The organism is Pseudomonas kitaguniensis (genome assembly GCF_009296165.1).
GTDB classification, from domain to species: domain Bacteria; phylum Pseudomonadota; class Gammaproteobacteria; order Pseudomonadales; family Pseudomonadaceae; genus Aquipseudomonas; species Aquipseudomonas kitaguniensis.
The window spans coordinates 1-12,631 of sequence record NZ_VUAZ01000186.1 but is presented as its reverse complement, the minus strand read 5'-3'; the positions used below and the strand labels follow the sequence as shown (position 1 = coordinate 12,631).

Annotated in this window: 8 protein-coding genes and 1 pseudogene; 4 read left to right on the top strand and 5 right to left on the bottom strand. The window is 57.6% G+C overall.

The genetic code is table 11. The annotated features are described in order from the left end of the window. A complete protein-coding gene (locus tag F0169_RS25650) occupies positions 1 to 1,959 on the top strand; it encodes a MacB family efflux pump subunit (protein ID WP_152747982.1) in 1,959 nt (652 codons plus the stop codon). A 58-nt stretch (positions 1,960 to 2,017) separates the two neighbouring features. Here the strand turns inward: F0169_RS25650 and F0169_RS25645 are convergent, their stop codons facing one another. The 4 genes from F0169_RS25645 to F0169_RS25630 form a co-directional block, all read right to left on the bottom strand. Further along, the gene (locus tag F0169_RS25645) at positions 2,018 to 3,358 is read right to left on the bottom strand and encodes a diaminobutyrate--2-oxoglutarate transaminase family protein (protein ID WP_152747981.1); all 1,341 of its coding nucleotides are present in this window, start codon (positions 3,356 to 3,358) and stop codon (positions 2,018 to 2,020) included. Positions 3,359 to 3,751: 393 nt separating this feature from the next. Then, complete coding sequence (locus F0169_RS25640; protein ID WP_241679180.1) at positions 3,752 to 4,594, bottom strand: helix-turn-helix transcriptional regulator; 843 nt, start codon at positions 4,592 to 4,594, stop codon at positions 3,752 to 3,754. A gap of 83 nt (positions 4,595 to 4,677) precedes the next feature. After that, complete coding sequence (locus F0169_RS25635) at positions 4,678 to 5,307, bottom strand: LysE family translocator (protein WP_058411214.1); 630 nt, start codon at positions 5,305 to 5,307, stop codon at positions 4,678 to 4,680. After that, a complete protein-coding gene (locus F0169_RS25630) occupies positions 5,304 to 6,194 on the bottom strand; it encodes a TauD/TfdA family dioxygenase (protein ID WP_152747980.1) in 891 nt (296 codons plus the stop codon). Before F0169_RS25630 ends, F0169_RS25635 begins: the two co-directional genes overlap by 4 nt. A gap of 180 nt (positions 6,195 to 6,374) precedes the next feature. On the opposite strand from F0169_RS25630, the gene F0169_RS25625 reads away from it, so the two are divergent. Together F0169_RS25625 and F0169_RS25620 are read left to right on the top strand one after the other, a co-directional pair. Further along, positions 6,375 to 7,325, top strand: a complete 951-nt coding sequence (locus F0169_RS25625; protein WP_241678239.1) for a LysR substrate-binding domain-containing protein — start codon at positions 6,375 to 6,377, stop codon at positions 7,323 to 7,325. A gap of 223 nt (positions 7,326 to 7,548) precedes the next feature. Beyond that, positions 7,549 to 8,825: pseudogene (locus F0169_RS25620) on the top strand (serine/threonine transporter). Positions 8,826 to 8,937: 112 nt separating this feature from the next. On the opposite strand, the gene acnB reads toward F0169_RS25620, so the two are convergent. Continuing rightward, on the bottom strand, positions 8,938 to 11,547 hold the full coding sequence (gene acnB / locus F0169_RS25615) for a bifunctional aconitate hydratase 2/2-methylisocitrate dehydratase (RefSeq protein WP_058411210.1): 2,610 nt from the start codon (positions 11,545 to 11,547) through the stop codon (positions 8,938 to 8,940). A gap of 394 nt (positions 11,548 to 11,941) precedes the next feature. On the opposite strand from acnB, the gene F0169_RS25610 reads away from it, so the two are divergent. Further along, the gene (locus tag F0169_RS25610; protein ID WP_152747978.1) at positions 11,942 to 12,412 is read left to right on the top strand and encodes a DUF1289 domain-containing protein; all 471 of its coding nucleotides are present in this window, start codon (positions 11,942 to 11,944) and stop codon (positions 12,410 to 12,412) included. Positions 12,413 to 12,631: the final 219 nt, after the last annotated feature.

The window sequence follows — 12,631 nt, the reverse complement described above, 5'->3', positions numbered from 1 at the left end:
ATGACCCAAGCACTGTTGGAGCTCAAAGGCATCAGCCGTAGTTTTATCGCGGGCGAAAAAGCCTTTATGGCCCTCAAGGATGTCAACCTGACCATCAACGCCGGGGAAATGGTGGCCATCACCGGCGCGTCGGGGTCCGGCAAGTCGACCCTGATGAACATTCTTGGCTGCCTGGATTACGCCACCGACGGCAGTTACACCATCAGCGGCCGCGAAACCCGCGACTTGGGCGACCAGGAACTGGCAGAGCTGCGCCGTGACCACTTCGGGTTCATCTTCCAGCGCTACCACTTGCTGCCGCACCTGAGCGCCATGCACAACGTCGAGATGCCGGCGATCTACGCAGGCGTGCCCGAGGGCCAGCGCCACAGCCGCGCCAAGGAACTGCTGGCGCGGCTCGGGCTGGCGACGCACTTGGCCAACCGCCCCAGCCAGTTGTCTGGCGGGCAACAGCAACGCGTGAGTATTGCGCGCGCGTTGATGAATGGCGGGCAAGTGATTCTGGCCGATGAACCGACCGGCGCCCTCGACACCGCCAGTGGCAAAGAGGTGATGAATATCCTCTTGGAGCTGCACGCGGCCGGCCACACCGTGATCATCGTGACCCACGATCCCAAGGTGGCCGCGAACGCCGAGCGCATTATTGAAATGCGTGACGGTGAGGTGCTCAGTGACCGTGTCAATGAGCGCGTCGGCGTGGAGCTGGCAGCCCCCGACGCCGCCGCGACCAAGGCCAAACCCGGTCGCCGCCTGGTGGCGAGCCTGGGCTTGTTCAAGGAAGCGTTTGTGATGGCGTGGGTCGCGTTGATTTCACACCGCATGCGCACGTTGTTGACCATGCTCGGTATTGTCATCGGCATCACCTCGGTGGTGTCGATCGTGGCGATTGGCGAGGGCGCCAAGCGCTACGTGCTGAGTGACATTCAGGCGATTGGCAGTAACACCATCGACATTTACCCCGGCACCGATTTTGGCGACAGCCATGCCTCGGCCATCGAAACGCTGGTGTTGGCGGATGTCACGGCGCTGAGCCAATTGCATTACATCGACAGCGCCACCCCCAACGCCGGGCGCAACCTGTTGCTGCGCTTTGGCAATATCGACGTCGACGCGACGGTCAACGGGGTCAGCGCGAGCTCGTTCCAGGTGCGCGGGATCAAGTTGGCCGAAGGCATCACCTTCAGCCAGGATGACGACACCCGCCAGGCGCAGGTGGTTGTGATCGATCACAACACGCGTAACCGTTTGTTCGGGCCGAACGTTGACGCCCTCGGCCAAATAATCCTGGTGGGTAACTTGCCCTGCACGGTGATTGGCGTGGCGGCAGACAACAAAAACATCTTCAACACCAGCAAGGCGCTGAATGTGTGGGTGCCTTACGAAACCGCGGCGGGCCGGCTGTTGGGCCAGCGTTACCTGGACAGCATCACCGTGCGCATCAAGGACGGCCAGCCGAGCAAGGTGGTGGAAGACAACGTGGTCAAACTGATGGAGCAGCGCCACGGCACCAAGGACTTCTTCACCTACAACCTCGACAGCATTATGCAAACCGTGCAGAAAACCAGCCAGTCGCTGGCCTTGCTGCTGTCGCTGATCGCGTTGATTTCGCTGGTGGTGGGCGGCATCGGCGTGATGAATATCATGCTGGTATCGGTGACCGAACGCACCCGCGAAATTGGTATCCGCATGGCCGTGGGCGCACGTCAGTCAGATATTCGCCAACAGTTTTTGGTGGAGGCGGTGATGGTCTGCCTGATCGGCGGGGTTATCGGTATTTCATTGTCATTCGGTATCGGCTTTGTGTTTTCGCTGCTGATCAAGGAATGGCAGATGGTGTTTTCGCTGGAGTCTATTATTACCGCGTTTGTGTGTTCAAGCCTGATCGGCATTATCTTCGGATTTGTGCCGGCACGTAATGCGGCGCGGCTGGACCCGATTGAAGCGCTTGCCCGCGACTGAGGCGGCGTAAAAAAGCCCGCCAACCGTGACCGGTGGCGGGCTTTTTTGTGGCGTTGGCTCAGGCCGATTGGCCGACGACGTGCAGGCGGTTTTCAGTTGCCGCGCTGATCGCATCTTCAAAACGTTCAAGTACGCTGCCGACCTCGGCTGCGCTGATGGTCAGCGCAGGCAGGAAGCGCAAGACCGAGCTGTGGCGGCCACCGGTTTCGATAATCAGGCCATTGTCGAAGCAATTGAGCTTGATCGCCCGGGCCAGCGCACCGTCGCCTTGGCCCGGTCGGTCCTCGGCGCCCGGCTTGGTGATCTCGACACCCAGCATCAGGCCGCGACCACGTACGTCGCCGATCTGCTCATAACGCAGGGCAATGTCGCGCAAACCATTGCTCAATTGTTCGCCGCGCTCGGCAGCGTGCTCAACCAGTTGGTGTTGCTGGATATGCCGCATGGTCGCGCGACCGGCGACCATGGCGATCTGATTACCGCGGAACGTGCCGGCATGCATGCCCGGCCCCCAAGTGTCGAGGTGCTCGGCGTAGACAATCACCGACAGCGGGTAACCGCCGCCAATCGCCTTGGACAGCACCAGAATGTCGGGCGTGATGCCCGCGTGCTCGATGGCAAAGGTGCTACCGGTACGGCCCAGGCCGGTCTGCACCTCATCAACGATCAGCACAATGTCCAGCTCGCGGGTAATTTCTCGCAGCCCGCGCAGCCATTGGGCCGAGGCCGGAATGCAACCGCCTTCACCCTGCACCACTTCGACGAGCACTGCGGCCGGGCGCGTGACGCCGCCTTCCGGGTCCGACAGCACGGTGCGAATGTAATCAATCGAGAGTTGGTCGGTTTGCTTGCCGTCGGTGCCGAAAGGGCAGCGGAAGCGATAAGGGAACGGCAGGAAGTGGGTGTTCTGCGTGGTGACGTTATTGATGCTTTTGGGGCCGAGGTTACCCATCGCCGACAACGCGCCGGCCGTCATGCCATGGTAACCGCCATGAAAGGCCATCAGTGTTGAGCGCTTGGTGTAATGCCGGGCGAGCTTTATTGCAGCTTCGACGGCGTCCGAACCACTTGGGCCGCAGAACAGGATTTTGCTCGAGTCGCGCATGTTGGCCGGCAGTTGGGAGAACAGTTCCTGCACAAACGCATGCTTGGCCGGTGTGGCCAGGTCCAGGGCTTGTTGCAGTTGGTCGCTGCCGAGAAAGTCCATTACGGCGGCTTTCACCGCGGGCGGGTTGTGCCCCAGCGCCAGGGTGCCGGCGTTGGCCAGGCAGTCGAGGTATTCCTTGCCCTGGGCATCCTTGACCCACACGCCTTTGCCGCTGACGAACAGCCGTTGGAATGTCGCCGCATAGCTGCGCGCATTCGACTCGATTTTTTTCAGATAACTTAACTCTTCCATATTCATGCACTCATCGGCTGTGGGAAAGAACAGCGCTGGATAGTTGATGAAACAAAACCACGGGAGCGTGTAAACGCATAACCGGCCAGCGTGTTAATTAGCCGGTAGTTAAGCCGCAGGGCCAACGTTTACGCGTGTTTTAAAGTGTGTAGGAAGGAGGTCTTGATCGCCATGTATTCAGGCGTGGGATGTCCCTGAAATCTATGTCTTTAGGCGTTTTTTTTTAACGGCTGATAAATATGACCGCTGCCAGGCCATACGCATGAAAGTTTGAATATAAAAAGCGGGTCAACGATCGCTTAGTGTTGCTGATGCAAAATCAGCCGCAGGGTAATGAGGCATACGCGAGCACGTTCTGCCTCATTGTCAGGTGTAAACGAAACGGGCTTTATTTCAGTGAACGCGGCGATCAGGTTGCGCTGAGGCCGTCATCAGTGAAGGAGTGCCGGGTGCCGCGTGCATCCAGCGAATCAGTGAATGCCGACCACTGATGCCCATTTTTATCACCGCGCGCTTGAGGTAACTCTCGACGGTATTGACCTTCAGCGAAAGCGCTTCAGCCAGCTCGGGTGCAGTGCGCCCCGACAGAAGGCCTGTGCAGATTTGTTTTTCACGCGTGGACAGGTGCAGGCCCGATTGCGCCAGGCGGTCTTCAAAGCGTTGCCTGAGGGTATGGATGTCCCGGTTTTCCGGGACAAGCAGGTCAGCCGGAAGATTTTTATTGATCCGCGTCTGTGGACTTATCGCATTAATGTGTTTCTCTACCAACGGCAGCAGCAGGGACGAGAAATCCTTAAGCATTAGCTGCTCTTGTGCGGAGAAATCGTTCGCCTGTTGTTCGCGATAAACCGAAATAATGTAGCAGTATTCGTCTTTACGCGAGGTCAGGTGCAACTGGGAATTGAACTCTACCGGGCGACGGTCAGGCACATCGGACGAGAAGTCGGTGAGGCGGCGATGAATGGCGCGCTCATCAGCGTCAACGAGCAATGGCGGAGTTTTCATGAAGTTGGACCCGATCAATGAATCCATGCAGGCCGGACTTACCCACTCAACACTGGCATCGTTCGCCCCCTCGGACGACAGCGCGCTGCTCTTTACCCGAAGTTGAGTAATGTGCGTAGCGTCCACGGGCAATTTGGTCAGTATTAAATCGTGCAACAGTCGCGAGAAGTTACGTTTGCCTGTATTGGCGATGACCTTACCGATACGCGGGAACAACGTTTGTGAGTTCATCATTTTCACCGGATGTTTCAGGGTTGAAAGGGGGAACGGTTAGGTGAGTTTGATTGGCACGAGCCACAGATCAGTGCGAACGACTAGTTAAAAATAAGTTGTACGTTTTTCACGGCCAGCAGTTTTTCGGTGCCCATGTAAATCGACAACAGGCCAATCGCAAGCAGAAAAATACCCGGTGCCTTGGCCATGATTTTTTGCACGTCGTTATAGGGCAACAGTTGTCGGGAGACCGCACCGTAGGCCAGTAATATTGAGGCATCGATGACGCCCCAGATCACTGCCAGTATCAGGCCCTGCTGGAGGAAGCTACCGCCGGGTTCGATGAAGCCGGGCAGGAAAGCCAGGAAAAACAGAATGTCTTTGGGGTTCGACAAACCGACTTTAAGGGCTCGCCAGAAAAAGTGCCGTTGACTGTATTGAATGCTTGCAGGTCCGTCGGCCTTACGCAGCAGGGCGGTTATGCCCAACCAGGCCAAGTAGAGGCCGCCGACCAATTGGCCCCAATCAAGCAGAACCGGGCTGACGTCCAGCGCGGTGTAGATGAGTGTCAGGGTCATCAGCAGCAATAATTGGGCGGACACCACACCCCCCGTGATAGTGGCTGCAGGCCAGGCATGCTTGGCGTCGGAGATGACCAATGCCACCACCGGACCAGGAGAGGCAATCAGGAAAAATACGGCGAGGGCAAAGGTCAGGTGCAACGAGTTCATCGGCTGGTTACCAGATCAAGTACGCGTTGGTTTTTTCCGAATTTTTGCGCGTAGTGGCGGTAGCCGGTCACAGCGAAGGTGCGCTGCATCCAGCGATCATTGCCATCCAGATTGGCCGAAAAGGCACTGCGTGCATGGGCGGTTTTACGGTTGTCGATAATCAGCAGGTCGCCGGCCTTCATGTGCACGGGCTCCGCCACTTGCCAGGCGGCCTTGCGCAACACCTCCAACTTCATTTGCGCGGATTTGCTCCGCGCGACCATGAACTGAGGGTCGAAGCGAAAGAACGGAGCGTCAGGATCACCGTAGAGAACGGTTTGTTTTTGGTTGATGTCAATGCGACAGTTTTTTTCTGTGATGCAATAGTCCGAAAGGAAATTGTATTTTTCTTCGAGGAAATAGCGGATGTCGTCAGGCGTAAGGTGGTCGCGAATACGGTCGATGGAACTGATAAAGGTTGCTGCCTCGGCAGCCGGATCCTGGCGCAGGCACAAGAGCACCAGATAATCAGGTGAAACAGTATGAAATGCGTTTTCGGTGTGCAACTCCAGCTCACAGTCATAGCTGTCTGAGTTAGTGTCTTTGGAGTGTTTTTTTTGCGGAAAAAAGTTGTTGATAATGTCGCCGTTCGACTCTTGTATATAGCCGATCGGATCACCCAGTACAGCCGTTGCTTTAAGAATTGTATGTTCGCTTATTGTGCAATTTTTTTGCAGCGTGGCACGGTCCATGGGCGTGGGCGGAATATCACCAATGGGTAAGTTTTCGAGGTGCAGGTAACCTTTTTTATTACCAAATAACCGAAAATTTAAGAGGGCCGACTGAAGGGGTTCGTCGAGTTTTGTGTGAGTGATGCTGCGGGACAGAATATGATCGAAATCGGGCATTTTAAGGAGTCTGCTATGTGTTAACTAGAGTAAGGGCTGCAGAGGAATAAGCGTCCGATACACAAATTAAGTAGTCGAAATAGGGCTGATCCGCTTTCCGATTTTTATAAGTCTTATTTATGCCGCTAAGTATTTGGCAAATTCGCTGCCTTTAAAAGCAGAAAAAAAGGATGGGTAAGGATGAGTATGAGTCATGATGCTCTAGATCACACGCCACGCCGCCTGCCGCCGCTGTATGCACTGCGTGCTTTTGAGCTGGCGGCACGTTTCAGTTCATTCACATTGGCTGCTGATCATCTTTTTATTACTCAAAGTGCCGTCAGCCGCCACGTGAAAACCCTTGAAGAGCATTTTGGCTGCGCGCTGTTCGAACGCAGAGGGCCAAGAATCTATTTGACCCAGGCCGGAAAGTTGTTGGCGCAGGAACTCAAGATTGGTTTTCGATTGATTGAACAAGCCTGCACGACTATCAGCCGCAAGGAGAAAATACTGCGCGTCAAGGCGCCCTCTACCTTGACCATGCGCTGGTTGTTACAGGTACTTGATACGTTCAACACGTTGGACACTGAAGAGCAGGTTCAGTTGTCCAGCGAATGGATGGACGTAGACTTTGTCAACTTCGATATAGAACCGTTCGATTGCGCTGTGCTGTTAGGCAATGGGCGATTTTCCAGCGACCTTGAGTCGATTAAACTGTTTGATGAGTGGCTGATCCCTGTCTGTTCACCCGGCTTGCTCGAACAGCGTAACTTGAGTGCGCAAGATGTGTTCTCCGCCGGGTTGATCCACCCGTCCCGAGACCGGCGTGACTGGCAGTGCTGGTTGGAACGCGTGGGCATGATCGCCGCCGTTTCGTGGCAGAAAGGCAAAATTTTCGACACGTTGGAGCTGGGCATATCAGCCGCCATTCAAGGCCGTGGCGTGTCCATGGGCGACCTGACGCTGGTGGGTGATGAGCTGGTGAAGGGCGCGTTGGTGCTGCCCTTTAACAAAGCCGTCAGCACCGGCGACAGCTATTACCTGGTGTGGCCGAAGCGCAGCAACAGCAATGCGACACTGGCGAACTTCAGGCGTTACTTGCTGGAGAGCGTGCCGGTGATCAATCAGCGGGGTCTGGAGTTCTTGAGTTGAACCGCCTCAAAATACCCTGAAAAACTGCTGGCAGAGGGCGAAAAATCCATGAAACGCGTGGTTTATAGCCGCCGTTGAGAGGTTGCACCGCAGCACCATTCCTCAGCTAAGTCTTTGCATACTCACGATAATCCCGGACAATCGCGCCCCTGTTACGGTCGGGGCGCTGCCTGTCAGGTTTTTCTGACTCGTCCCGGCTGTGGAAATGCGGAGATCCGACCGGATGAATGATCATGCCAATAGCGTCGACGAACGCTATGCAACGACACCTGCAACCCTCACACGCTGGAGCCGCCAGGACACCACCTGGATGCTCGGCTTGTTCGGCACCGCCATTGGCGCCGGCACTTTGTTTTTACCCATCAACGCGGGCCTGGGAGGCTTCTGGCCGCTGGTGATCCTGGCGCTGCTGGCATTCCCGATGACCTTCTTTGCCCACCGCGGGCTGACCCGTTTCGTACTGTCCGGCCGTGAAGGCTCCGACATTACCGACGTGGTTGAAGAACACTTCGGGCTCACGGCCGGTGCACTGATCACCTTGCTGTACTTTTTCGCGATCTTCCCGATCCTGCTGATCTACAGCGTGGCGCTGACCAACACCGTCGGCAGCTTCATGGAACACCAACTGCACATCATGCCGCCGCCTCGCGCGATCCTGGCGTTTGTGCTGATCCTCGGCCTGCTGGCGTGGTGCGCTGCGGTGAGCAAGTGATCGTCAAGGCCATGAGCCTGATGGTGTATCCGTTTATCGTCGCGTTGCTGTTTTTGGCGGTGTACCTGATCCCGCACTGGAACGGCGGCATCCTCAGCACCGCAACTGAAGTGCCGGCGCCCTCAGCGTTGCTCAGCACGCTGTGGCTGGCGATTCCGGTGATGGTGTTCTCGTTCAACCACTCACCGATCATTTCCGCGTTTGCGGTGGACCAGAAGCGCCAGTACGGCGCGCATGCCGATGAGCGCAGCTCGCAGATTCTGTCGCGTGCGCACTTGCTGATGGTGGTGATGGTGCTGTTCTTCGTGTTCAGCTGCGTGCTGACCCTGTCGCCGGCGCAGTTGGCTGAAGCGAAAGCGCAGAACCTGTCGATCCTGTCGTACCTGGCCAACCATTTTGATAACCCGACCATTGCGTTTGCCGCGCCGTTGATTGCGTTTGTGGCGATTGCCAAGTCGTTCCTGGGCCATTACATCGGCGCCAGTGAGGGTCTTAAAGGGTTGGTGTTGAAGACGGGTCGACGTCCGGCCGCCAAGGTGCTGGACCGCATGACGGCTGCGTTTATGCTGGTGGTGTGCTGGGCTGTGGCGACGTTGAACCCGAGCATTCTGGGGATGATCGAAACCATGGGCGGTCCGATTATCGCGTCGATTTTGTTCTTGATGCCGATGTACGCGATCCGCAAGGTGCCGGCGATGGCCAAGTACCGTGGGCAGGCGTCGAACGTGTTCGTGACGGCGGTGGGGTTGGTGGCGATTACTGCACTGGTGTATTCGTTTATTGCTTGAGCCAACGTGAGAGGGGGCTTGCTCCCGATAGCGGTGAATCAGTCACTGAAGCTATTGACTGACCCACTGCAATCGGGAGCAAGCCCCCTCTCATTTGTTACATCAACACAGCTTAGGCTTGAATCACCGGAATGTTGGCGCTTGCTGCGATTTTACGGAACTCGGCGATCTGGTCGAAGTTCAGGTAGCGATAGACGTCACTGGCCATAGTGTCCAGTTTCGCTGCGTAACCCATGTACTCTTCGACGGTCGGCAGGCGACCCAGCGTGGAGGCGACCGCCGCCAGCTCAGCCGAAGCCAGGTAGACGTTCGCGCCATCACCCAGACGGTTCGGGAAGTTACGCGTCGACGTCGACACCACGGTCGAGTTCGGCTCTACGCGTGCCTGGTTACCCATGCACAGCGAGCAGCCCGGCATTTCCATACGCGCGCCAGCCTTGCCGTAGATGCCGTAGTAGCCTTCTTCGGTCAGTTGGTGAGCGTCCATCTTGGTCGGCGGCGACAGCCACAGACGCGTTGGCAGCTTGCCCTTGACCTGCTCCAGCAACTTGCCGGCAGCGCGGAAGTGACCGATGTTGGTCATGCACGAGCCGATGAACACTTCGTCGATCTTCTCGCCGGCAACGCTGGACAACAGACGGGCATCGTCCGGGTCGTTCGGTGCGCAGAGGATTGGCTCGTTGATTTCAGCCAGGTCGATCTCGATGATTTCGGCGTATTCCGCGTCGGCATCGGCTTCCATCAGCTCCGGGTTGGCAACCCAGGCTTCCATCGCTTGGGCGCGACGTTCCAGGGTACGTGCATCGCCGTAGCCTTCGCCGATCATCCAGCGCAGCAGGGTGATGTTGGAGTTCAGGTACTCGGTGACGGAGGCTTTCGACAGCTTGATGGTGCAACCGGCAGCCGAACGTTCGGCCGAGGCGTCGGACAGCTCAAACGCTTGTTCCAGCGTCAGGTCGTTCAGGCCTTCGATTTCAAGGATGCGGCCGGAGAAGGCGTTCTTCTTGCCCTTTTTCTCCACGGTCAGCAGGCCAGCCTGAATCGCGTAGTAAGGGATGGCGTGCACCAGGTCACGCAGGGTGATGCCAGGTTGCATTTTGCCTTTGAAGCGCACCAGGATCGATTCCGGCATGTCCAGTGGCATGACGCCAGTGGCTGCGGCGAACGCGACCAGACCGGAGCCGGCCGGGAACGAGATGCCCATCGGGAAACGGGTGTGCGAGTCACCACCGGTGCCGACGGTGTCCGGCAGCAGCATGCGGTTCAACCAGCTGTGGATGATGCCGTCGCCCGGACGCAGCGATACGCCGCCACGGGTCATGATGAAGTCAGGCAGCGTGTGGTGGGTGGTCACGTCGATCGGCTTTGGATAGGCCGCGGTGTGGCAGAAAGACTGCATCACCAGGTCGGTCGAGAAGCCCAGGCACGCCAGGTCTTTCAGTTCATCACGGGTCATCGGACCGGTGGTGTCCTGCGAGCCCACGGTGGTCATTTTCGGTTCGCAGTAGGTGCCAGGACGAACGCCTTTGCCTTCTTCGAGGCCGCACGCGCGGCCGACCATTTTCTGCGCCAGGGTAAAGCCCTTGTCGCTTTCAGCCGGCGCTTCCGGCAGTTTGAACAGGGTCGAAGGTGGCAGGCCCAGCTCGGTACGCGCTTTTTCAGTCAGGCCACGGCCGATGATCAGCGGGATACGGCCGCCGGCGCGGACTTCGTCCAACAGCACCGGGGTCTTCATTTCGAAGGTGGTCAGCACTTCATCGGTGCCGTGCTTGCAGACTTTGCCAGCATGCGGGTACAGGTCGATCACGTCGCCCATGTTCATGTTGGTGACGTCGAATTCGATTGGCAGTGCGCCAGCATCTTCCATGGTGTTGTAGAAGATTGGAGCGATCTTGCTGCCGAAGCAGAAGCCACCGGCGCGCTTGTTCGGCACGTAAGGCACGTCGTCGCCGAAGAACCACAGCACCGAGTTGGTTGCCGACTTGCGCGACGAACCGGTACCGACCACGTCACCGACGTAGGCAATCGGGAAACCCTGGCCGCGCATCTCTTCGATCTGCGTCATCGGGCCAGTTTTGCCTTGCTCGTCCGGCACGATGCCTTCACGGGCCATTTTCAACATGGCCAGGGCGTGCAGCGGGATGTCCGGGCGGGACCAGGCATCAGGCGCAGGGGAGAGGTCGTCGGTGTTGGTTTCGCCGGTGACCTTGAACACGCGCAGGCTGATCTTGTCGGCCAGGGTTGGGCGGTTCTTGAACCACTCGCCGTCAGCCCAGGACTGGATCACGGCTTTGGCGTGCGGGTTGCCGTTCTTGGCTTTCTCAGCCACGTCGTGGAACGCATCGAACATCAGCAGGGTGTGCTTGAGTTGGGCGGCAGCGACAGGCGCAAGCGTAGCGTCGTCCAGCAGCTCGACCAACGTAACGATGTTGTAGCCGCCTTGCATGGTGCCGAGCAGTTCAACAGCGCGTTTTTTGTCGATCAGGGGGGAAGTGGCTTCGCCCTTGGCCAGGGCAGACAGGAAACCGGCCTTGACGTAGGCAGCTTCGTCAACGCCTGGTGGAATGCGGTTGGTGATCAGGTCAACGAGGAATTCTTCTTCGCCAGCCGGGGGATTTTTCAGCAGCTCGACCAGGCCTGCGGTTTGTTCGGCGTTAAGCGGCTGGGGAACGATACCCAGTGCTGCACGCTCTTCGATATGTTTGCGGTAGGCTTCAAGCACAGTTATTACCCTCATCAGTGGTCCCACGGGACGCTCATCCAGAAATGATCGGCACGCGTGCGCTCGGGGGCTTTTTGGGCCGCAAAGCCAGCGCTGCCGGCATTTCTCACAGAAGCTGCTTTCAAAGTTTTACGCCTGCAGAACGGTGCTGATGAGGGTTGGCGCGGGTTTGACCTACCGGGTCATGCCCGCGCCAACACCGTTCTGAAGGAACGACTGTGCTCGTGACGCTTTGAAAACAGCTTCCAGCGGATTATTGGCGCCTTACAAGGCCGGATGATTCTACGGCAAAAAAAATTTAAAGGTAAGTTGCCTAACCAAGTTTGCTGGGTGATCAACCTTAGACAAAGGGCTAACATGGCGCACTGTTTCGCTGATTTGCGTGTCATTGCCCATGTCCAACCACACCATCAAAACGCCCTGCGTCGGCCTGTGCTCCACGGTTTACGGCGATCTTGTGTGCCGCGGCTGCAAGCGGTTTCACCACGAGGTCATCCTGTGGAATGGTTATAACGAAGAGGAGAAACGCGCGGTCTGGCTCCGGCTTGAGCAGCTGTTGGTGCAGGTGATGGCCGGTAAACTGGAGGTCTTCGACCCCAAAACCCTGCGCGGGCAACTGGAGCAACGCAAGATCCGCTTCGTGCCGCACCAGTCCGAGTACTGCTGGGCGTACCAATTGATCGCGCGCGGCGCGCGGGTGATTTCCAACCTGGAAGCCTACGGCATGGTGCTGCTGCCGGAGTTTCGCGACTGGGCATTGCCGGAACTGCGCGACGCCATCGACCGGGAGTTTTTCATCCTGTCCGAAGCGCACTACCAACGCTACATCGCCCCCGGTTTCCTCAGGGATGCGTTTGCCGACTGACCCACCGCCATCGGGAGCAAGCCCCCTCCCACAGTGACCTCCAGTGTTTGGGAGGGCAGGGTTTTGTGACTGGGCATTGCCGCCCCTGAATCGAGCCGGGTTTGCTGAGGGATGCTTTTGCTGCCTGACAACACAGATCAACACTGTGGTAGCCAGCCCCTTGCCACAGTGACCTCCAATGTTTGGGAGAGCAGGGCTTTGTGACTGGACATTGCCGCC